Source organism: Veillonella dispar, from assembly GCF_900637515.1.
GTDB classification, from domain to species: Bacteria; Bacillota; Negativicutes; order Veillonellales; family Veillonellaceae; genus Veillonella; species Veillonella dispar.
The window spans coordinates 544,264-567,759 of sequence record NZ_LR134375.1 but is presented as its reverse complement, the minus strand read 5'-3'; the positions used below and the strand labels follow the sequence as shown (position 1 = coordinate 567,759).

Sequence of the window (23,496 nt, the reverse complement as noted above, 5' to 3'; positions counted from 1 at the left end):
TCCCTCTCTAACCTAGTGCTAGACCTGTATCCTCAGGCAAACCTAAAGCAATGTTCATACATTGAACAGCAGCACCAGAGGCACCTTTGCCTAAATTATCGAAAATAGCATGAACCATAATGCGTTCATCGTTGCCAGTCACATAGATTTTCATGCTATCTGTGTTGCTCAATTGATTAGCATTTAACATGCCTGTATTACTGTTCTCAGTAAATGGTACGACAGTAATGATCGGACTACCTTTATAAAAGTTTTCCAATGCCTGTTGCACTGTCTCAATGCTTATTGGCTTTTGACATAAACGACTGTGAATACCTACCGTTACTTCCATGCCAGAATAATAATCATCAACGATAGGAATAAAAATAGGTGCTTCACTAAGACCACACACATGCTGTACCTCAGGCAAGTGCTTATGTTGTTGACTAAGACCATATTGACGCGGTGCATAGAGGAAATAATCCTTCGGTTCACTTTCATATTGGCCAATCATCTTTTTACCACCACCGCTATAGCCTGTTAAGGATGTGATAGTGAAAGGATACTCTGTTGGTACAAGACCAGCTTTTACAAGAGGTGCAATACAAGCAATCATCCCACTCGCATGACAACCAGGGTTAGCAATATGTTTTTTAGTAGCGATGGCTGTTTTATAATCCGCACCGAGCTCTGGGAAACCATAGGACCAATCAGCAGCCGTTCTAAATGCAGTCGATGTATCAATTACCTTACATGGTAATTCACCGATAGCGGCTATGATTTCTTTAGATGCCGCATCAGGCAAGCAGAGAAATACAATATCTGCCTCTTTAGCTACCTCTTTAATAGCCTCTACATTTTTACGATCCTCATCAGCTGTAGCTAATAGCTCTATATCTTTTCTATCGGATAACCGTTCATGAATTCTTAAACCTGTTGTGCCTTCATGACCGACAATAAATACTTTATAGGGTGTCATAGTAAACCTCAATTCTCACCTATTGGTGACTCACACCTATTTATATAACTCTCAGTTATTACTTTCAGCGATTATAAATAGGAAACAAACTATACGATTCATCACCTTCTAGGAAGATGAAATTATTTCAATGGATAGTCACTAAAGGTAGCAACCATAACGGCCTTAATCGTATGGAGACGATTTTCGGCTTCTTGGAATGCTAAGGAATTTGGGCCTTCAAATACCTCTTCCGTTACCTCAATACCATTCATGCCGAACCGTTCAAAGATATCTTTACCTACTTGAGTTTCCGTATTGTGGAATGCTGGCAAGCAGTGACAGAATTTTGTATTTGGATTACCTGTTAATGCCATCATTTCAGCGTTAACTTGGAATGGTTTAAACGTATTGATACGTTCTTCCCACATATCGTATGTATCACCCATAGTTACCCATACACCTGTATAGATTACATCTAAGCCTTTAACACCTTCCGCTACGTTATCTGTACATGTGATGGTAGCACCTGTTTCTTTCGCAACTTTCAAACATTCTTCATAGAATGGACCGGCTGGCCAGTATTGTTTAGGACCAATAAGTCTAAAGTCCATCCCCATTTTAGCGGTGCCACTCATTAAGGCATTACACATATTAGATTGACCATGACCTACATAAGCATAGGAGATTTCATTCAATGGTTTATCAATATTTTCTTGAAGCGTCAAAAAATTCGCTAATGTTTGTGTAGGATGATCCATATCGGTAAGGCCATTCCAAACAGGTACGCCAGAATAATCAGCGAGTGTATCTACATCGGCTTGATCAAAACCTCTAAACTCGATGGCATCATACATAGATCCTAGAACACGAGCTGTATCTTTTAAGGATTCTTTTTTATTCATTTGGGAACCTGTAGGACCAAGATATGTTGTATGAGCCCCTTGGTCCGCAGCACCTACTTCAAAGGCACAACGCGTCCGTGTAGAGTCTTTTTCAAAAATTAATGCAAAGTTTTTACCTACTAATGTTTTGATTTCTTTGCCTGCTTTTTTATCGGCTTTTAATTTTGCTGCTAAGTCCAAGAAGTATTTAATTTCTTCTGGTGTGTATTGAAGCATTGTTTTAAATGATGTATATTGTAAACTCTTCATGATAACCTCTTATTTCAAACTACTTATTTAACTACTTTTCTTGTAAAAATTCGGCGGCAATGGCAGACATCATTGTTATACCAGGTTCTAGGATGCTTTCATCAATGGTGAAAGCCTCATTATGCAAGGCCGGATTACCTTCAAATCCAGTACCTAACCAAAGGAAAGCACCTTTTATTTTATGAAGATACGCGGAGAAGTCCTCTGCTGCCATGGACGGAAATTCAGGATGTACTACAGCTTCTTTCCCAAGATATTTCTCTACAATAGATGTGGCATAATCGATGGCATCCGGATCATTGATAGTAGCACCATGACCACGTTTATAATCTAAGGTACTCTCTGTTTTTAATAACATATCGAGAGCTTGTAAACTTTCACCAAGACGTCGTTCTATATAATCCCGTTTTGCTGGTTCATAAGTACGACAAGTACCTTCTAGATATACATCGCCACAGCCTACATTGTATCTGTCGCCCCCCTTGATAACACCGATGGTACATACTAGATTTTCCATTGGATTCGTTTCACGAGCCACAATAGATTCTACGTTTACAATCCAGTTTGCGGCTGCTACGATGGCATCTACCCCATTATGAGGCTCCGCTCCATGGGTCGATTTCCCTTTAATATGGACGAGGAAGTGATCCGATGCAGCCATCAAATTACCTTTTTTTAGACCTACCGTACCAACCGGTAATTGTGGCCATACATGAAGGCCATATATTTCATCTACATCATCAAGAATGCCGCTATCTACAATACCTTGTGCACCTGGGAATAATGCTTCCTCTTCGGAAGGCTGGAATACGAGCTTTACGGTGCCATGCAATTGGTCTTTAATAGACTGTAAAATGGCTGCTGCACCAAGCAAAATCGCTATGTGGCTATCGTGTCCACAAGCGTGCATAACACCTTTATTTTGGGAGGCAAATGGTAAACCTGTTTCCTCATGAATGGGTAATGCATCTATATCGGCACGCAATGCAATAACAGGACCTGTATGAGCTCCTTCGATCTTGCCGATTACCGCATAATCAGAAATATCATTTACAAAAGGAATCCCTAGTTCGTTGAGAACCTTTTGAATAAATAAAGACGTATTTTGCTCTTCACCAGATAACTCTGGATGACTATGAATATGTCGACGCCATTCTACAACTTGTTCTTTATATTGTGCGGCATATTTCTTGATCAAATCTTGTAATGTATTCATTACTCTATCTCCTTTATACACTATATGTATATTTTATACATTATTAGCGTATTTTTATAACTTATGTACGTATTATAATACTATCAGTCGTTTTATTCAAGTTTTATACAAATTTTCTGTATTTTTATTTGTTATGCTATGAATTAATTTTTATCATAGTCCTTAGAACTGTAATTTACATGAACTTAATTTAGCATATAAAATATCTAATAAATATATAATTATCATTTATATGTTTACCTATTTAAACTATAAATGAGAGAAAACTATTTGTATAAACACACAAAAAAGACACCTTCCAAGGAAGGTGTCTTTTGCTTATATATTCTTATATTCTTGTGCTTCTATTTCTCTATAACCGACTCATCTAGCTGTGTACCGTCTGATAAGAAAGCTTTTACTATTAATTTATTCGGTGTAACAGTCATCGTCATATAGTTATTCTTATCTCGATCTGGTGCCACATATACATCTAAAGGATGTTCTTTCCACTTAGGACGACGAGCATCTCCGGCAATACCAGTCAGAATATATAATGGTCCCGAAGCATCTCGATCAAAGTTACGTACATGCCCTCTATTACGATAAGAATGTAAATGAGCTGACAACACTAAATCTACATTAAACTCATCAAAGATAGGCATAAACAATACGCCCTCTTCGTTGAATCCTACATCACGACTTGCGCCAGGGCGGTCAAAGGCATATTGGAATGGATCCCGATGCATGAGAACTACGGTCCACTTTTTAATATTTGCTGCTAAATCTTGGCGTAACCATTGAATCTGTACATCATAAAGATCTGGATGATGTGTATCATGATTATCTTCATGATTGCTTTCATAAAGTTGCGTATCTAATACAACATAATGAACATCACCGAAGTCATAGGAATAATAACGACGATTAAAAATTTCATTCCCATTAGGCGGTACTGCGAAGTAATTCAAATACGCATAAGGCTCGCGCATTTTCCAATCTAATGTATACATCTCGTGATTGCCTAAGGTCGTTGCTAACGGCACATTAGCACTCAACGGTCTAATGGAATTTAACCAAGTGCGCCATTGATAGTCTTGTTCCCCATTATCTACAAGGTCCCCCATACTAATATACAGGGCTGTCCTTGGATTGCGATGTGCAGAATCCTTAACAATCTCTTCCCATTGAGAATAATCCCCCGACTGAGAGTCTGGATATATGAGCACATCATAAACACTAGCGCCAGCCGTTTCCAGGGAGTACCAATCACTACGGCGATCACTGCCATACCCAACACGATACTCATACTTTGTTTTAGGTGTTAACCCTGTCAATGTGGCCTCATGGATATAGGTAGTACTGCCATCATCAGTAAAAACTTTATCTGTAGCATTTATGGTTTGTATAGTATCGGTCCCATCTTGGCGATATTCTATGATGGCATCAGATTCACTGTTATCAGACTGCCACATAATAGTACGGCTTGTGCTATTATCTTGAGCTACAATTTGTCGAATGTAACGGCTTTCCGAATCAAGGAGCGGCTTTATCTCTTGACCACTCACAACAGCTGCTGTTCGAGCTATACGACTCTGTATAGCATCTTTATATACATAGCCAACTATGACTAATACAACCAATGCTGCAATAGCTATAATTGTTTTTAATAATTTACTTTTATTCATATAGTTCCTTTATGTAAATATGTATTAAGTACTAATATGAACACATTATAAAACTTACACTGAGCTTTAAGTCAAATAAGATTTTGCTATACTTCTTCAACATCTACTTTTCTATATCTAGCGGAAACAAAACCCAACATATTTAATTGCGGTATATTCCACTCATTAGGTAAATAGATATTACATGTAAGCTCATCGCCTATAGAATTATTAGCTATAAATTGATAGCGCCCTAATTCTTCATTACTGTATACTCTTTCAATCTGATTTAAAGTAGTGGCACCCCAAAATCGGCTAAATTCTGACCAAATAATTTCCGTATCAACTTGAGATAATTCAACCTGTAGTCTATATGTTATGCCAACTTTGCATCGTTTTTTTAAGCCCTTTTCGTCAGCACTACAAACCTTAGTAGAACCTTTATCAAAAGACCATTCTAAACCATTTAACGATTGAACTTGGGTAGAAATGAGATTTTTAAAATTTGAAAAATCTCCCAGAAAATGTTTACACGCTACCTCAAATGTATCTAATCTATCTATATTGCTCAATTCACAATACCTCTTTTAAAGTATTTACCTACTATTTTTCGTAATATTGTTTCATTTGTGTATAGCCATTAACGATGACTTCAATTTCACCTGTTCTAGGATGGAAGATAAGACCGTGAATAGGTACGTCTTTCGGAATCAAAGGATTCATACGCAATTCGTCTACAGTGTCTTCTACATTTTCAGCAGGGTGTGTAAATCCATCTGCCCAGTGTTCCATTTCTTTACGGACCATATGAATCGCTTCTGGTGCAATACCACGAGCCAACATTTTTTCGGTTAGATCTTTTGCTGTAGTTTTTGCCATACCACATTCGTGATGACCAATGATAAAGATTTCGTTAACTCCTAGCTCATAGATACATACAAGTAAGCTACGTACAACGCCATCAAAGGGACCTGTAATACAGTTCCCTGCAGTCTTTACGATTTTCGCTTCACCGCGTCCAATATCCATGGAATCTTCTAAGAAATTAACAAGACGTGTATCCATGCATGTAACGATTGCCATTTCACGACTAGGCATCTTACTGCATTTAGTATCTGTTTCTACATAACCTGTATTTTGATCTTCTACATATTCTCTATTATGGGCTAAAATATCATCTAATAAACTCATAGTACCTCCTATATAAAAAGACCTTGGCATACAACCAAGGTCTCTATATCAATAATGGTCGATATAAATATTATATCATATTCAGTTGTACCCATTCTAAATCACTACCAGTTTTAGATCATTATCCTCCAGAAATAGATTTAGAATAATTAAGTTAAGACTTATCTATCAGGTGTAGATAGTGCTTCGATAGCTACGCTACCACCGCGTACAACTTCAATGCGATTAACGAACATATCTTTAAATAGAGCAATCATGTCGTTATTTTTAGATACTGTTTTTACACATTGTACGAGAACAGATTTGCGGTTATAATCGACTACCAACAAGTCAAAGGTTTGAGCAATGCGGAAGATTTCTTGTTTATCTGCTTCTTTGCAGCTGTTCACCTTAATAAACAATAGTTCTTTTTTTGTAATCCGCATATCTGTAAAGTCGATAACCTTAATCACCTCTACACTGCGATTAAGCTGTTTAATAATTTGTTCGTATGTCAAATCATCGCAAGTGAGCTCAATGGTCATACGAGACATGGTATGATCTTCTGTCTCTCCTACAGTCAATGTATCAAGGTTATAATTTTTACCTGCGAAGAGGCCTGAAATTTTAGCCAATACGCCGATTTGGTTCTCTACATACGCTGAAATACAGCGTTTTTCCATATGTAATTCCATAGCCCCTCCTATTTTTTATCCTTTAATAACATATCGCTTAAAGACTTGCCCGCTGGTACCATTGGCAAAACATTAAGTTCTGTAGGAATGATAAATTCAAGTAAGGTTGGTCCATCTTTGAAAGTATCTGCCAATTGGAAGCCTTTTTCGATATCCTCTACCTTAGTAATGCGCATTGCCTTTGCACCATAAGCTTCTGCCAATTGTACAAAGTTTGGAACGTATTCAAACTCATCATTATCGATCATATCACGTGTCACAATAGAGCTTTCATCCATCAACAAATTAGTACAAGCATATCGTTTGTCGTAGAACAATTGTTGCCATTGGCGTACATTACCAAGGAAGCCATTATTCAAAATGATGAGCATTACAGGTAAACGGTAATGCATAGCTGTGGCAAATTCTTGGATATTCATTTGTACGCCACCATCACCACAGATAGCAAACACTCGTTTATCAGGGTTGCCAATTTGAGCCCCTAACGCCGCTGGGAACCCATAGCCCATCGTGCCAAGGCCGCCAGATGTCAACATTTGGTGTTGTCCTTTAATTTCAAGGAATTGTGTGGTCCATAATTGATTTTGTCCTACATCAGTAGCAACAATAGGTCGTGCATAGTGGTTATTAATATAATCAATAACAATTTGAGGTGTTAAGCCCTCTTCACCAGCTTGTGTAACAGGGCGCTCAGCCTTAAGTTGTTGTAATTGCGCAGGCCATTCACCAAGATCATGAGGTTCAATATATTCCAATAATTTTTCAATAGCTAATTTAGCATCTGCTACGATTGGAATATCTACCTTAATATTTTTAGAAATAGATGCTGCATCCACATCAATATGGATAATCTTACAATTTTGTGCAAAGGTGCTTAATTTGCCTGTAATACGGTCGTTAAAGCGTGTACCAATAGAAATCATTACATCACAATCAGTGAGTGCCACATTCGGTGCATAGCCACCATGAATACCAATATTGCCGAGATATAAAGGATGTCGACTATCGATAGCACCTTTCCCCATCAATGTAGTTACAGCAGGAATGCCTGTTTTTTCTACTAGCTTCATCATGAGGTCGTTAGCACCACTAATGCTAACGCCACCACCTAATAAGAATAGTGGTCGTTTAGCCTTGCTGATAATAGAGCATGCTTTTTTTACTTGTCCTACGTGAACTGTTGTATTTGGTTTATAGCCACGAATATTAACCTCTGTAGGATACTCATCAGAGCCCATAGCCTTTTGAATGTTTTTAGGAACATCCACCACTACAGGACCAGGACGACCAGTACGGGCAATATAAAAGGCTTCTTTCAAAATACGCCCTAGCTCTTTACGATCACGAACGGTAACAGCATATTTACAGATATTGCGCACAATACCAACCGTATCCACCTCTTGGAATGCGTCATTGCCCATGAGGCCTAAGTCTACTTGACCTGTAATACAAACAAGAGGAACACTATCAGCGTATGCTGTAGCAATACCTGTCACAAGGTTTGTCGCACCTGGTCCAGAGGTTACCATGCACACCCCTACTTTACCTGTACTGCGAGCATAACCATCTGCTGCATGAGCCAATGCTTGCTCATGACGTGGCAAAATTACTTTTACCTTATCTTGTTTATATAATTCATCCATGATATCAATGGTTGCTGCCCCAGGATAGTTGAATAGTATATCTACCTGCTCCTCTTGAAGGGCCTTCACCACATATGCTGCGCCTGAAATCATAGGTGCCTCCTTAACTATGTAAAAAATGCATATCGCATTCTCAATATTCTCATTCGATATATCCAAAAAATTGAATATCTTATATAGATGTGTTATACTCAGTAGTGTACCACATGTTGTGGTACATGAGTATGTAATAAATCTCAAATTATAGAAATATATATTAATTTTGTCTGGAAAGGACTGTAAAACCATGAAAGAAATCTTAGGTTTCCACTTAAACGGTTGCCCTTATTGTGCAAATGCATTCCGTGCTATCGATGAACTTGTTGCAGAAAACCCTGCATATGCAGACATTCATATCAACTGGGTTGAAGATCAAGACGCTCATGAGCTCTTCAAAACTCACCCTTATGAGTACTATCCAAACTTATGGTTCGACCTCGACAAACAATATGAGGCTCAACCTGGTGAAAGCTATGACCAAACAAAAGCATTAATCAAAGCTGTATTGGACAAAGCAATCGCATAAGATTATTACATGAAAACGTGATAAAACCATTAAAAAGAGACTAGCATGGCTAGCCTCTTTTTTTGTCTTTCCATTCAAGATACATATGTCTAATGACTTGGATCGGCGATACCAGTAACATCCTTGGTCCACCATAACGCATAATTTCACGGATTTTTTCACGATAATTAGGTGCATAGCAATGGGTTTTACATACACTACAGAATGTTTTACTTTCCATATGAGGACATGCATCAATGCGATGCTCCGCATATTCCCAAACCTGCTCGCAAGCCTCACATAGCTGCCCCTTAGGAGTATGGTGCTTATTATGACAATAGATGCCAATAATTTGGTACATAGTTTTTAGTTCTAACTTACGTTTTTCATCAACTGTCATACTACCCTCCTATTTCACAGACCATGATACCCATGCCACTTTATCAACTGTTTTATTATGGATTTCTCCATTAATGGCTAATGGTTCAATGAGATTCCTAATTTCTACTTTCATATCTTCTATATCGCCCCATGTATTATTATGAAGTCGCATAGCAAAGTAATTAACCGCTTTATCAAGGCTCATAACCTCTGTTTCAGGCACTGTTTTATAAGTCACTTTTACATTATGTCCTATTTCATGGATAACATCTAAACATGCTTTCATCTTACCATCCCAAGGAAATGAATCGCGACCAAAGAAATGTTCAGATAACATATCTACCGTTTCATCACTGCGTTCACTAAAAGCGATCCACAAGCATTTGTCCTTACTTGATTCATGCATGGCGCGAATGTTTTCTACATCAAACATGATAGGGCAAAAAATACTATATGTTAAATCAAAGGTTTTATCCCATTTTAGTTCACGGCGAGTTTCATCAGACCACGGTGCAATATACAAGCTAAGATCTAAACCTTCTGCCTCTGCTAATTGTTTAGCACCACGAATCATACCATCAGATAAATCTATACCTGTTGCCTTATAGCCTTCACGAGCCAATCCTAATGCATAGTCACATACACCACAGCCAATATCAAGGGTACAACCGTCTTTAGGGGGCAAAAGATTTTCATCCTTCAAGAAGGATAAAAACTCTGTAACCTGCGCCTTACGATCGTCCCGATTGTGCATTTCTACAAAGTAATTAGATCGATTATTCCACGCATCTTGCTCATTACGCCAAGTTTCGTCGACGGTGAGTTCTTGTATTCTATTTGTCATTCTATCTCCTCTGTATCACTACATCAAAACTATTCAATGATACAATTTAGTACTTTATTAATCTTAATTAGATAATTTATATGTTATTCATCACGTCCTATATGCCTAGTGTTCCAGCTAGGATGTTCAGATTTTCATAAGGACATTTTTATTGTACATCATTCTCAAAATAAAATGTGTTACTCAAATCACATTTACACGCTATTTCAATACTATCAAATATAAAATCCTATATGGAGCTTTTAGCTGTACCACATCCCCTATATATCACCATAAAAAAACCTCCACTCATTGGAGTAGAGGTTTTCTAAATCATTTATATCAACAATATGCTCATTACTTCGTAGCTGTTCAGATCCAGTAATGAAAGCTTCACGTAGACCCTAATTTCTTCTCTAACAATTTTCTTGTTTCCCTCTTGAGTAAAGGCTTTTTAATCCCGAAAAACACAGCAATGGTGGGAATCAACATATACACCCTTACTCCATTTAGTAGTTCGTGCATGTATTTCCATTCGTTTCTCTCCTATTACTAGAGTTAATATAGCTGTTTCATATATTATTTATATTTATTATAATAAAGAAAAGGAGGCTTTGAAAGTATGGGAAAATATATGATAATCCTTATGTTTCTATTGATCGCTATTGCTGTAGTTTTTGCTACTTATAACTTATCTATAATCAGATCTATGCCTCCTGGAGAGCGTTATAAACTTCTTTACTTTAAGGATGATCAAGTCTCTATAGGCATTGGCTTAGTAAGAAGAACATTTAAATTTAGCGATATTCGTGAGGTACGTTTTTCTAAAGGAAAACAATTCCGTAGTATGGGTAGCTGGGCCGGCAGAATGCAAATTTGTAAACTAAATGGTAAAACAAGCCGTTGGATAGAATTTGATGGTACTGTCTATTACAAAAAGATGGTATATATAACTAATGAAGAAATCATTGATAAATCAATAGACTTACTGATGAATGAATTTCAAGCACGAGGAATTCGTTGTACTAAATATAGATGCTAACATATAATTTTCTGAACTATACATCAACCTAAAGAATAAAGACACATAAAAAGGCTTCTCGAAATTTCGAGAAGCCTTTTATTTGGTGCGCCTAGCAGGAATCGAACCTGCGCACCCGGTTCCGGAGACCGGCGCTCTATCCCCTGAGCTATAGGCGCATGAATACCTAAAAATTATACCATATTACGTTATGGTTCGATAGTATAAAGTATAAAGCAAGATAGTCTGTATATAGAAAAGACCTTACTATTAAATCAATTCAAGATTGGAATAACTATAGTTAAACTCAATCACTATTGCTACATCATCTAATAGTAAGGTCTTTATATTTATATTTTTTCTTTAATCAACGCTAATAGAGCATCACAGCTACGACTGACATCATCATAGGTTTCATCAAAATTTCCCGTATACCAAGGATCCTTTACATCTCGGCTTTCACCAACAAAAGACATGGCCTTGAATACCTTAGAATCTAAATCATCACCAATAATTCGTTTTAAATTACGTCCATTATTTTCATCCATAATAATGAGGTAATCGAAGTTGTGATAGTCATCAACAGTTACTTGACGAGCCTTACGACGAGTATAAGGAATACCCATTTCATCTAGTTTTTGCTTAGTCCCATAATGGGTGTCGTTTCCTATCTCCTCACGAGATGTGGCGGCAGACTCAACGTAAATAGAATCGCTAAGTCCAGCTTTCGCAACGATATGCCTCATATAAAACTCAGCCATCGTTGAACGACAAATATTACCATGACAAATGAATAAAATTTTAACCATCATAACTCCTATAGTACCTAACCAAGCGCTAAGGTATTAACGTACAAAGTTCGTAGATACGTTTTTCTCTGTATCTGGATATGGTACACCTTGTTCCTTAGCTACAGCAAAGCTACGCATCATCCAAACCATATTTCTAGCCAAGTTGCGCATTGTTTGCATACCTTCTTCATCTTGCTTAGCATCTTCGGCTACTAGACCATGGCTAATATTCCAATATGTAGAGCCTGCAATTGGCATTTGAGAAATACCAAAGTATTTATTAAGTACATCAAAGGAAGCCGTTGTACCACCGCGACGAGCTACGGCGATAGATGCACCTGGTTTAAAGGCAAATGGATTTGGCTTTACACTTTCTGCACTAAAGAATACGCGATCTAAAAAGGATAAAATACGTCCACTCGGATGTGCATAATATACAGGTGTTGCAAAGATAAAGCCATCTGCATCCTTCGCTTTTTCTACAAAGGCATTTACATCATCATCCTTAAATACACATTCACCATGTTCAAAACAATAACCGCATTGAATACAATCTCGAATCGGCTTATTACCAAGTTGAATGACTTCAGTATCTACATTTGCCTCAGTAAAGACCTTTTGTACTTCTTTTATAGCTTGCATTGTTGTGCCATTCACATGACTACTACCATTTACGATTAAAACTTTCATATTATATCCTCCTAACTCTTACTTAAGAAGTTACATATTAACTAGCCTCTATATACTATCATAGAAATACAAAATTGTTAAAGTCTGCCTATCACAGCAAGCCAGTTAATATTGTCTATTTGCCGATAAAGAATAATTCACATAAACACTTTTACAAAAAAACTCTGTAGCAACTCAATTCAAGCTACTACAGAGTTTTCATATATTTAATTAAAAGTTATGTCTAACGCCTGCATCGATACGCCATGTATTATCTATAGTAGCACCAAAGTTTTTAGTGAATGTACCATATAGATATGTACTAGGACGAACGCTCCAAGAACCGCCGATTTCCGCATCAAGCCATGTATCCTTTAAATCTACAGTTGTTTGTACTGTTGGATTACCTGGTGCAGAATATGTAGTATTTACCTTACCAGAGAATTCATGAGCTAGTGCTAGTTTTGCAAAGATATTAGATTTTTCTGTTTCTTTACCAATACCAATACCAAGTCTACCTACCGCAGAGTTTACAGCATCAGATTTCACATGCATGGATCCGCCGCCTGCAATAGTTGCATCATAGGATACACCATTTAAACGCCCTAGAATAAATTCTACACTAGGGTCGATATAGAAACCATTTTGTTTTTTAATACGTTTGCCATATTCAGCACTCAAGGATGTACCAAATGTATGGTAGTTACCATTCAAACGTTGGCCACTAATTGAGTTAAGGCTATAGTCGTTGGATAATCTATTCCCACGAGCGATGATATCTATATACCGACCATCCTCATGTTGTTTTGTACCATATAAGGCTATACCGCCAAGCTTACCGTCGCCACTGCCGTTGGCATAAGAGTTGCTAGATGTGCTGTAATCAATAGCACCACCAAAAATCCAACCATTAGTTGCCTTATGGTCGTAACCAACTTGTACGCCATTGTATGTCATATGTGCATCAGCACCATCTGTAATCTTAGATTTACCACCTATATATTTAGCCCATACTCCTTTATCTGTATTAGCTAGACGAAGGTCACCTAAACGACGTTGTAAATTATTAGTATTATTTTTCCACGCCATAACTGTTGAAGTAAGGGCAGATTTTGTGCCACCTACGAGCGATGATTCACTAGCACGAACAACTTTTGTTGTATCATCTACAACGAGATGACCTTGAGAATCAAAATGATCTGCCCCTAGGTCTGCTACAGCACCAGGTGTAGTAACACCTTCATTAATTTGAACTGTTGTGCTAAGCTTCTTATCATTGCCTGTGTATTGTAATTTCTCAGCTAATGCTTGAATATCCTTTTTGTAGCTTGCATCGTCGATGGTATTACCGGAATGGTCGCCTTGCATTGTAATATGGCTATTATCCGCCGCATGTTCAACGATGATTTGCCCTTTTCCTGTATCACTAGCCGGCACACCAGATTTATAAATAGTATTCACATAACCGCTATAGTTCTGAATTGTTATAGGCCGCGCATCGATAGGATGAATGTTACCTACTGCAGTTGGGTTAACACCACCTACAAAATTACGAACCTTACTGCCCTTGTATAGGTATGCTGCATTATCCCCTGATGGACGTTCTTTTTTAGGTGTAGGGCGCTCTATACCAATCCACTCATTATTCCAAGTAGCACCATTTTGTAAGTAAATATCTGCACCAGAATTATGAGGATTTTTATTGCTTTCAGCATATTCATTTAATACAGCACCTGTGAGGCTAGAATTTGGTGTTGTGAAAGCTAAACCTACATTCGTCGGTTCTTCATTATGGTTTGGATCGCGACCATAGTCCTTATCGATTAAGCCTACATTACCAACAACAACCAAGTCATGAGTGCCTGGATGTTTGCCATCAGCGCCTGCATTAACATATACATCCCCTTCTTCTGCTACTACAGAATAGGTATCAGATGTTTCTACAGGATGAGTGATAATCTTACCGCCTCCATCAACAAGGATATGACCTCGTTGATTGACTTGTAAACCAGAGCCGATAGCATCGATATCTACATTACCTTTCACATGAATATTAGTATCACCATAGTCTCGATCAGGGTTATCTTTACTTAGACGTGGTACCTTACCGCCATAACCAGCATAGACTGCACTCATATAATAATGACCTAATTCTCGCTTCGATGCTGGTGCATCATTCTTTAATCGTACAATAAGGTCTTTATCTACCGTTAGTTGTGAACCAAAGCCATTATAAATACCTGTAACATTCTTACTTTTACCAGCCTCTGTTAAACTTTTACCATGTACATTAACTGTTAATGTATCCTCTATGTGTTTAACCTCAGGTTGCGTTTGTACTGGTGACCCCATTGTTAAACCCAGCAACTCCTCTGCTTTATCGCTTGTTACAGTAATTTCTGTTGCTATCGCAGAATAAGATATACCAGTTAAAACTAAAGCAGCCATCACAGCGGATAAATGGCGATGTAACTTCATAATAATCTCTCCTTTTACTTACCTTGTAGGTAAGCGTCCTCACAGAACACATTTACATTTTTATTTGCTCAAAATATAAAAAGACCCCCTTAGTCCAACTAAGGAGGTCTTCTATTAACTCACACACTCGGTAAGTACTAAAATTACTAATTATTATTCTTCAGGAGAAATAAGGAAGGACAATGCACTAAAGTATTTATTTTGTTCCCCTTTAGTTTGTGTAGGGAATGCAACTTCAACACCTACTACATTTAAGCCATCTGCTGTAACAGCTACAGTAGCTTTACCATTTTCATCGGCTTTAGCTTCACCAGTTAAATCATTTACTAAATCTTTGATAAGAGGTGCATTCGCATATGGTTTACCATCTTTAAACACTTGGATTTCATAGGTATCACCTTTTCTTAATGTCAATGGATTAACAGAAGGTACAATTTGAATAAATGCATTCTTATCTACAAATGGTTTTGCTTGTGCATTCCAGTAATGAACATCATATTTGATAGCATGTGTACTCTTAACCGCACCAGGAACTTCGGTGATTGGTTTATGAATTGTTTTACCATCTTTAGTCTTAGTCCAGTAGCCATAATCGAAATTAGTTACAGTTACACCAAGATCTGCTGGTGGAACAATAGCTATATTTTTTTCATGCTTCACAACTTGTACTGGAATTTGTTTGCCTTGTACATCATATGCAGTAATATTTTTTACCATATCTGCACTATAAGCATTATCTACAGGACCCTCACCTAATACAAGTACTTTTTCATCTGTACGGTTAGCGAAGAACACACCATGTGCATCAACAGAAGAGCATACACAGCCTGCAGCTAAACCTACAGCAAATAAAGAAGCTAGAATTTTCTTATTCATAAGAACCTCCATAATCAATAACTTGTTTCAACAAACTTGATATTATTATACAGCCTTCCATACGTTTCGTATATACCAATACCCCTATAACTTAGTTAATATGCAGAGTTAGTATATACAACCATTTGTATACGAATCTAGCATTAATGATAAAATTATCATCAACTTTTCATAAGGATATAATATATAGGAATATGTTATAAAAATTTTATAATTTCGACAACAAAAAAGACGCCCCCATAGGAGCGTCGTTTTATATCACTAAGGATATTATTTTTTGTTTTTAGCAGCTTTCGCACGTGCGTTACGATCAAGGATTGTTTTACGCATACGAATACTTTCAGGTGTTACTTCAACGAGTTCGTCATCGTTAATCCACTCAAGAGCTTGTTCCAAGGAGAAGATACGAGGTGGAGTCAAGCGAACTGCTTCATCAGAGGAGCTAGAACGCATGTTAGTAACGTGTTTTTTCTTACATGGGTTAACATCCATATCAAGTTCACGAGTGTTTTCACCAATAACTTGGCCTGCGTACACGTCTTGGTTAGGACCAACGAACAATGTACCGCGATCTTGAACAGAGTTCAAGCCATATGGAGTAGTTTCGCCATTTTCAAATGCTACCAAGGCACCGCGTGTACGGGAAGGAATTTCGCCTTTGTATGGTGCATAACCATGGAATACATGGTTCATAATACCATTACCTTTTGTAGCTGTTAAGAATTGTGCACGGAAACCGATCAAACCACGTGCAGGAATTACGAATTCCATGCGAAGGTAACCAGCTAACTCAACCATGTTAGTCAATTCAGCTTTACGTTGACCAAGATTTTCCATTACAGTACCCATGAATTCTTGAGGTACGTCGATAGTCAATGCTTCTAATGGTTCGCACAATTTGTCGTTAATAGTTTTGAAAATTACGCGAGGTTTACCTACTTGTAATTCATAGCCTTCACGACGCATAGTTTCAATTAATACAGCCAAATGCAATTCGCCACGGCCAGATACTTTGAAAGCATCTGCAGAATCAGTTTCTTCTACCTTCATAGAAACGTTAGTTTCTACTTCGCGGAACAAACGATCACGTAAGTGACGGGATGTAACGAATTCACCTTCGCGGCCAGCGAATGGAGAGTTGTTTACGGAGAATACCATGGACAATGTTGGTTCGTCGATGGAGATGGATGGTAATGCTTCAGGATTTTCAGCATCTGCTACAGTTTCGCCGATATTGATATCGTCGATACCAGCGAACGCAATGATATCACCCATTTCAGCTTCGTCAGTTTCAACACGGTTCAAGCCATTGTATGTATATACACGACCGATTTTCGCTTTACGAGTGCTTTCACCAGTCATGATAGCTACTTGTTGGTTAGGTTTCATTTTACCGCGAACGATACGGCCTACTGCGATTTTACCGATGAAGTTATCGTAATCAAGTGTAGTAACCATGAATTGAAGAGGACCTTCCAAATCACCTTGTGGTGCAGGAATTTCTTCGATCAATGTTTCAAACAATGGTTCCATATTTACAGCTTCGTCATCCCAGTTAGTTTTAGCCACACCAGCACGAGCAGATGCGTATACTACAGGGAAATCTAGTTGGTCATCATCAGCTTCAAGTTCCATGAACAATTCAAGTACTTCATCTTCAACCTCTTTAACGCGTTGGTCAGGACGGTCAATTTTGTTGATAACAACGATTGGTTTCAACTTTTGTTCTAAAGCTTTACGCAAAACGTATTTAGTTTGAGGCATTGGACCTTCGTAAGCATCTACGAGAAGCAATACGCCGTCAACCATGTTAAGTACACGTTCTACTTCGCCGCCGAAGTCAGCATGGCCTGGAGTATCAACGATGTTGATTTTAATGCCATCATGCATAACAGCAGTGTTTTTAGACAAAATAGTAATACCGCGTTCACGTTCCAAGTCGTTGGAGTCCATTACGCGTTCTGCTACTTTTTCATTTTCACGGAACACATGGCTTTGTTTTAATAACGCGTCCACCAAAGTAGTTTTACCATGGTCAACGTGGGCGATAATCGCTACATTACGAAGATTTTCGCGAATCATAAGATCCTCCCTTTAATTCTTTCAGTATATTCTATATCACATAGCGCTTGTGAAAGTAGCTATGTAGGTATATTCCCAAAATTGGCAACACTTAATTATAACGTAGTCTATAGAAAAAAGTCAAAGAAGTATAGGATTTCTAATCATTGCAATTTCTACATTTGATTATACTTTTGAGTCATCTTAAGGCCAAATTAGCTACATAAGCATATGGTATTAAAAAAGATTTCTTATGATACCTTGCCTCAAATAAGATAAGAGGAACGTCACATAAGAAATCTTGTATTAATATTTAGTTTGTATTAATCTTCACCAATCATACGTACTTCTGGTTCTAGATGTACACCATGTTGATCATACACGCGTTTTTGTACTTCTTTAATAAGATCAAGTACATCTTTAGCTTTAGCATTGCCAGTGTTAATAACAAAACCAGCATGCTTATGAGATACTTGTGCGTCACCAACAGATAACCCTTTAAGACCTGTTTGTTCAATCAAAGTACCTGCAAAATACCCTGGCGGTCGCTTAAAGGTTGAACCTGCACTAGCATACTCTAAAGGTTGTTTAGATTCGCGCTTTTCTGTGAGCTCATCCATGCGAGCCTTGATAGCATCCTTGTCGCCTGGTTTAAGGGTCATAACGACTTCACCAATAACCTCATGATTATCGTGGAATACACTATGACGATATGCGAAATCTAAATGAGATGCATCATATTCCTTGATATTCCCCTCGAAATCTACAGCTAGTACTGATGTGACTACATGGCTCATTTCCCCGTCATAAGCACCTGCATTCATAAATACAGCACCGCCCAATGTTCCTGGAATACCAATGGCAAACTCAAGACCAGAGAGACCATTTTCCCAGGCAAATTCAGACGCATCTTTTAACATATACCCAGAACCAATGCATAATACATTATCATTGCAATCCATGATTTGGGTCATATGACGAACCGATACAACAGCGCCGCGGATGCCACCGTCTTTCACCAAAATATTGGACCCGCAACCGATAACAGTTACAGGCACTTTAAGTTCATGAATGGTGCGAAGTGTGAAGCTCAACTCAGCCATTGTAGTAGGTTCAATAAATAAATCAGCAGGACCACCGATTTTAAATGTCGTATGATTGCAAAGCAACTCCTGCTCTCGTACACGTGTACTTGGTAATTCTTTTAATAAGGCAGTTTTTAATGCCTCAATGTTGTGGTTGTTGTTCGCCATGATCTAACACTTTCATCCCCTCAGTGATTGGTTCGCTAATGATTTTATAAATATCATTAGAGATTTGGCTCCAACGCATTTGTGCTTGTAAATAAGCAGCCGCTGCAGCATTTTCTTGAATTTGAGGCATCATTTCCTCTTGTTTCTTTTGCAATTCATCAGCTTCTGGTGCACCAGACAACTTTGCGTATTCCCATTGCATTTGTTGTGCCATAAATGTGCGCACCAAAGCCGCTGCTACTGCATCAGCTTTCAAAGCTTCTTGAGCAGCCATTAACTCTTTGTACTCTTCGGATTCACGCATAGCGTGAGCTAAATCATGAGCTTTATCGTAGTTCATAATATCCTCCTCTAACAACACCTGTCGAAATACTACCTGTCATGTAGATTGGGTAGGATTTCTAACACATATTTATTGTATATCTCTCAATGGTGAAAGTATATTTATTTAGGTTGAATCCAATTGCCTTCGGCCTTGAGATCTGGATAATCAAGTTGGCGCATAGCTTCATACGCAATAATGGCTACTGCGTTAGATAAGTTTAGAGAACGCGCCTCATCTACCATTGGTATGCGAATACATGTTTCTTCAACACCTTCTAATAAGCTTTCAGGCAAGCCTCTTGATTCAGGACCGAATACGAGCATATCTCCGATTTCATACTTTACCTCGGAGTGGGTATGCTTTGCTTTTGTAGTAGCGTAGAAATATCTGCGATCAGGATATTTCGCATACAACTCTTGAATATTTTCATGTACCTGTACATCTACCAAATGCCAATAATCGAGACCAGCTCGTTTCACGTGCTTATCGTCGATAGAAAAACCAAGTGGTTTGATAAGATGTAGGGTCATGTGATTAGCTGCGCATAAACGCGCTATATTTCCTGTATTGCCAGGGATTTCTGGCTCATAAAGTACTATTTCCATTTTCGTTCCCCTATTCTTTATATCTATATTATTCTACAAAGGAACGCACAAAATGTCCACTTTTCCCGCCTTCTTTTTCTACGAGGTATGTAGGTCCCATAATCATGCCTTTATCAATGGCCTTACACATATCGTATACGGTGAGCAAGCCCACTTGTACAGCTGTAAGGGCCTCCATTTCAACGCCCGTTTTTCCAGTAGTCTTAACGATGGCACGTACCTTGACGGCCTTGTTATGATTTTCATCAGTGCAAGCAGGGCTTTCACCATCTACTAAAGAGCAGTGAACCTCAACCTTTGTGAGCGCTAATGGATGACAAAGAGGAATGAGATTGCTCGTTTGCTTAGCCCCCATAATAGCAGCTAGTTGCGCAACACTAAGGACATCGCCCTTTTTTATAGTACCTCCAGCAATGCGCTCATAAATTACATCATTGATTGCTATGAATCCTTCTGCGATGGCTGTGCGGGATGTGATATCCTTATCGGATACGTCCACCATCCAAGCATTACCATCTTGATCAAAATGTGTTAAATCCATACTATATCCTTACTAATTATGCATAAATTATCATCAATAGTTTTATTTTCATTAGTTATATTATACAATAGAATTAAGATTTATATGTATAAGGAAGGAAGTGTTCCTATGAAAACAAAACTAACTTATTTCGGTCATGCTTGCTTTATGCTAACACGCGGTGATGTGTCCATGATTTTCGACCCATTCTTAACAGGTAATACATGGGATATCGCAAAAAAAGAAGATATCAAATGCCAATATATCTTTGTCAGCCATGGTCACGATGACCACTATGGCGATACAGATTTCATTGCTAAAACAAATGATGCGCTCGTTATCTCTACTGCAGAGGTAGCAGGTAAAGCAGCAGCTGCTGGTTGTCGTACACACGCTATGCATTTAGGCGGTAAATTTGACTTTGAATTCGGTTCTGTTCGCATAGTTCCAGCCTTCCACGGTGCTGGTATCCCTGGTGGTCATGCAGCAGGTTGTATCGTAGATTTCTATGGAGATATTGTATACTTTGCAGGTGATACAGCACTCTTTAGCGATATGAAATTATTGAATCGCTTTGGAGATATTGACTACGCTTTACTTCCTATTGGTGATAACTTCACGATGGGCGTTGAAGATGCAGCTCTTGCTGCTTCTTATGTAAAAGCGCGTATCTCCATTCCAATTCACTACAAAACATGGCCTGTTATCGACCGTGAACCAGGTGTATTTACAAGCTTAGTTGAAGGCAAATATAATCAAACAGCCCTCATTATCGATCCAGGTTCCTCTATCGAGCTCAATAACTAAAATAAAAAATAACATCTACGTAGAAATGACGCAATTCTAAGGAATTGCGTCATTTTTATATGCTTTTATAAACACATCTCTAGGTTAAACCAAAATATATCAATGCTCACCTTTATAAAGCAGCCTAAACCTCTTGGTTAGCCATAGAAAAGCCACTACGACTAGACATACGTACAAATTCATCTATATCTTGTGTTTCATCTACACCCACATAACCTAGTTCACGAACCATGCCATACGGATTATGAAGAGATAGTTGAGGATTTTCCCCTGTAAGAACCCATAAAACCTTATACCCTTTCGGAGCCTCTCGTAATCGTTCCTCGCCTTTGCCATCCGTGAAGTAAACCAATAAATCCACACGGTTTTGATTGGCTAAAGAAAATACTGGCGAGAAAGCTGTTGCACCGCGCACATCAAGGCGAGGCTTTACATCTTTTACTGATTCCATCGTATAAGTACGGCGCACCTCATTATCACATTCTACAACGGTGATGCGATGGTTATAGGCATGTACAATTTGCAGTACTTGTTCTAAGGCGTTCGTAAACTCTGCATCGGTAATACTACCACTCATATCGAGAGCAACCCATACATTAGCTTTATGTTGACGCAAGGTACCAGACAACTCCAAGCGCTCAGGTTGACGACGATTGCGACGCATCGTCGTTTTTTTGTACCCACTTGCTACCTTGCCCATAAGCTTTTTAAGGTAGAAATACCACGGAAGAGCACGACGCGTCTTTTGGAAGGTATCGATGAGACTCTTCACATACCCTTCCATATCACCTTTTGAGGCTTCGTTGATATAGCGCTCCGTAATTTGGTCCATCGTATCCGTATCAATGGAATCAGATTCATCCCAAATATCATGGCTAGTTTGAGAGTCAAACTCCATAGCTACAGCTGTATCAGAATTATCTACAGGTACAAAGAGTTCAGGCTTTTCCTTCATCGCCTTATCGATGGCCTTGGCGTAATACTCAATGGTACGGAATCGTTTGAGCATCAATCCAAAACGTTCATTTACATTGGCTACAGTAACCGCATCACGATCAACATGTTCTAAGTAGTCATTTACAACCATATCCATCGCCATATGTACGGCCGTTTTATTAAAGCTTTGACTCAATGTTTTTACGCGCATCAAATGTGCAGAAATAATATGAAGAATTTCACGCTTAATGCCATCTTTCATAACATCTGGTGGCTGGCGTAGTAAGATAAAAGGATTTACATATAATACATAGCCACCTTGTTTTAAGTTAATACCGAAGGCACTGGTCATATCAAAACGAATACGATGAGCCATTTGTAAATAGAAATAACCAAAGAATTGGTCCTCTTCAAGGAGTAAGCTATTTACATCATGTAAAATATTCCATAATCGTTGCTCAAAGGCAGGTGTCATTACGGCTTGTTGCATTATCGCAAAATCGGTGCCTTCAATTTGTATCTCATCTAAGGCACGTCCTATGGTCCCTATATGACTATCAGACATATTATGGTTCATCAAGTCTGCCGCTATGCGTTCTGGTTCCATGCTATGATGTTGTGCTTCATAACTATCTACATAGGCTTCGTAAGCAGCATAGATTTGCGTGTACAAGGCCTCTGCTTCACGATGAATACGCTCCCGTTTTGCATGCCAACGATCGAGAGCCTCGATGGCCTTCTCATCATAGGAACCTGTTTTCTCCCACCCGTCTATATGAGTGAGTAAATCAGAGGCGTCGCGAATATCATCTTTATCTAAATTTCGTTGCATCATTCCACCTCCTTTTTCGTTTAACATCAGATTTTATGTATATCATGTTTTATATATTGGTTATTGTATCCCCAATCATTCGCTAAATTTCTTTATCCATATAGACAGCTTCA

Annotated in this window: 23 protein-coding genes and 1 tRNA gene; 3 read left to right on the top strand and 21 right to left on the bottom strand. The window is 38.3% G+C overall.

Annotated features, from left to right (window positions below):
• Positions 1–7 precede the first annotated feature (7 nt).
• The 8 genes from argC to ilvB form a co-directional block, all read right to left on the bottom strand.
• Positions 8–958, bottom strand: coding sequence for an N-acetyl-gamma-glutamyl-phosphate reductase (argC, locus tag EL171_RS02525; RefSeq protein WP_005385804.1), 951 nt, complete (start codon positions 956–958; stop codon positions 8–10).
• 122 nt (positions 959–1,080) lie between these two features.
• Positions 1,081–2,091, bottom strand: a complete 1,011-nt coding sequence (argF, locus tag EL171_RS02520) for an ornithine carbamoyltransferase (RefSeq protein ID WP_005385802.1) — start codon at positions 2,089–2,091, stop codon at positions 1,081–1,083.
• Positions 2,092–2,122: 31 nt separating this feature from the next.
• Positions 2,123–3,307 (bottom strand): M20 metallopeptidase family protein, encoded by a 1,185-nt coding sequence (locus EL171_RS02515; RefSeq protein ID WP_039969033.1) that lies wholly within the window; start codon positions 3,305–3,307, stop codon positions 2,123–2,125.
• A 344-nt stretch (positions 3,308–3,651) separates the two neighbouring features.
• On the bottom strand, positions 3,652–4,974 hold the full coding sequence (locus tag EL171_RS02510; protein ID WP_005385795.1) for a fibronectin type III domain-containing protein: 1,323 nt from the start codon (positions 4,972–4,974) through the stop codon (positions 3,652–3,654).
• An 86-nt stretch (positions 4,975–5,060) separates the two neighbouring features.
• On the bottom strand, positions 5,061–5,525 hold the full coding sequence (locus EL171_RS02505; protein ID WP_005385793.1) for a hypothetical protein: 465 nt from the start codon (positions 5,523–5,525) through the stop codon (positions 5,061–5,063).
• A gap of 31 nt (positions 5,526–5,556) precedes the next feature.
• On the bottom strand, positions 5,557–6,144 hold the full coding sequence (locus tag EL171_RS02500) for a beta-class carbonic anhydrase (protein ID WP_039969032.1): 588 nt from the start codon (positions 6,142–6,144) through the stop codon (positions 5,557–5,559).
• 161 nt (positions 6,145–6,305) lie between these two features.
• Positions 6,306–6,818: an acetolactate synthase small subunit gene (gene ilvN / locus EL171_RS02495; protein WP_005385789.1), complete on the bottom strand. Its 513-nt coding sequence runs from the start codon at positions 6,816–6,818 to the stop codon at positions 6,306–6,308.
• Positions 6,819–6,826: 8 nt separating this feature from the next.
• Positions 6,827–8,554 carry a biosynthetic-type acetolactate synthase large subunit gene (gene ilvB, locus EL171_RS02490; protein WP_039969031.1) on the bottom strand — a complete coding sequence of 576 codons (1,728 nt, stop codon included), beginning with the start codon at positions 8,552–8,554 and terminating at the stop codon, positions 6,827–6,829.
• A 193-nt stretch (positions 8,555–8,747) separates the two neighbouring features.
• Between ilvB and EL171_RS02485 the strand changes: the two genes are divergently transcribed.
• Positions 8,748–9,026, top strand: coding sequence for a hypothetical protein (locus tag EL171_RS02485; protein WP_005385785.1), 279 nt, complete (start codon positions 8,748–8,750; stop codon positions 9,024–9,026).
• A gap of 49 nt (positions 9,027–9,075) precedes the next feature.
• On the opposite strand, the gene EL171_RS02480 is transcribed toward EL171_RS02485, so the two are convergent.
• Both EL171_RS02480 and EL171_RS02475 read right to left on the bottom strand, forming a co-directional pair.
• Positions 9,076–9,405: a nitrous oxide-stimulated promoter family protein gene (locus EL171_RS02480; RefSeq protein ID WP_005385779.1), complete on the bottom strand. Its 330-nt coding sequence runs from the start codon at positions 9,403–9,405 to the stop codon at positions 9,076–9,078.
• Between the two features lie 9 nt (positions 9,406–9,414).
• Positions 9,415–10,230, bottom strand: a complete 816-nt coding sequence (locus EL171_RS02475) for a class I SAM-dependent methyltransferase (RefSeq protein WP_005385776.1) — start codon at positions 10,228–10,230, stop codon at positions 9,415–9,417.
• A gap of 601 nt (positions 10,231–10,831) precedes the next feature.
• On the opposite strand from EL171_RS02475, the gene EL171_RS02465 reads away from it, so the two are divergent.
• Positions 10,832–11,251 (top strand): hypothetical protein, encoded by a 420-nt coding sequence (locus EL171_RS02465; RefSeq protein ID WP_005385774.1) that lies wholly within the window; start codon positions 10,832–10,834, stop codon positions 11,249–11,251.
• 83 nt (positions 11,252–11,334) lie between these two features.
• Here EL171_RS02465 and EL171_RS02460 read toward each other — a convergent pair.
• From EL171_RS02460 to moaC, 10 genes are all read right to left on the bottom strand, one after another.
• Positions 11,335–11,409: transfer RNA gene (locus EL171_RS02460), tRNA-Arg, on the bottom strand.
• Between the two features lie 171 nt (positions 11,410–11,580).
• Complete coding sequence (locus EL171_RS02455) at positions 11,581–12,039, bottom strand: low molecular weight protein-tyrosine-phosphatase (RefSeq protein ID WP_039969030.1); 459 nt, start codon at positions 12,037–12,039, stop codon at positions 11,581–11,583.
• Positions 12,040–12,075: 36 nt separating this feature from the next.
• Positions 12,076–12,711, bottom strand: a complete 636-nt coding sequence (locus EL171_RS02450) for a flavodoxin family protein (protein ID WP_005385772.1) — start codon at positions 12,709–12,711, stop codon at positions 12,076–12,078.
• Positions 12,712–12,921: 210 nt separating this feature from the next.
• Positions 12,922–15,168 carry an autotransporter family protein gene (locus tag EL171_RS02445; RefSeq protein WP_005385771.1) on the bottom strand — a complete coding sequence of 749 codons (2,247 nt, stop codon included), beginning with the start codon at positions 15,166–15,168 and terminating at the stop codon, positions 12,922–12,924.
• 153 nt (positions 15,169–15,321) lie between these two features.
• A complete protein-coding gene (locus tag EL171_RS02440) occupies positions 15,322–16,044 on the bottom strand; it encodes a DUF4198 domain-containing protein (RefSeq protein ID WP_039969029.1) in 723 nt (240 codons plus the stop codon).
• A gap of 270 nt (positions 16,045–16,314) precedes the next feature.
• Positions 16,315–18,126, bottom strand: a complete 1,812-nt coding sequence (gene typA, locus EL171_RS02435; protein ID WP_005385769.1) for a translational GTPase TypA — start codon at positions 18,124–18,126, stop codon at positions 16,315–16,317.
• Positions 18,127–18,428: 302 nt separating this feature from the next.
• Positions 18,429–19,358 (bottom strand): UDP-N-acetylmuramate dehydrogenase, encoded by a 930-nt coding sequence (murB, locus tag EL171_RS02430; protein ID WP_005385768.1) that lies wholly within the window; start codon positions 19,356–19,358, stop codon positions 18,429–18,431.
• Positions 19,333–19,698, bottom strand: coding sequence for a YlbF/YmcA family competence regulator (locus tag EL171_RS02425; protein WP_039969028.1), 366 nt, complete (start codon positions 19,696–19,698; stop codon positions 19,333–19,335). The genes murB and EL171_RS02425 overlap by 26 nt, the downstream gene beginning before the upstream one ends.
• Before the next feature lie 104 nt (positions 19,699–19,802).
• Positions 19,803–20,288, bottom strand: a complete 486-nt coding sequence (gene trmL, locus EL171_RS02420; RefSeq protein ID WP_005385766.1) for a tRNA (uridine(34)/cytosine(34)/5-carboxymethylaminomethyluridine(34)-2'-O)-methyltransferase TrmL — start codon at positions 20,286–20,288, stop codon at positions 19,803–19,805.
• Between the two features lie 28 nt (positions 20,289–20,316).
• Entirely contained in the window at positions 20,317–20,829 is a 513-nt protein-coding gene (moaC, locus tag EL171_RS02415; RefSeq protein WP_005385765.1) for a cyclic pyranopterin monophosphate synthase MoaC, read from the bottom strand.
• 108 nt (positions 20,830–20,937) lie between these two features.
• On the opposite strand from moaC, the gene EL171_RS02410 reads away from it, so the two are divergent.
• A complete protein-coding gene (locus EL171_RS02410; protein ID WP_039969026.1) occupies positions 20,938–21,615 on the top strand; it encodes a metal-dependent hydrolase in 678 nt (225 codons plus the stop codon).
• Between the two features lie 124 nt (positions 21,616–21,739).
• Here EL171_RS02410 and EL171_RS02405 read toward each other — a convergent pair whose 3' ends face one another.
• Positions 21,740–23,383, bottom strand: a complete 1,644-nt coding sequence (locus tag EL171_RS02405; protein WP_039969024.1) for a vWA domain-containing protein — start codon at positions 23,381–23,383, stop codon at positions 21,740–21,742.
• Between the last annotated feature and the right edge of the window lie 113 nt (positions 23,384–23,496).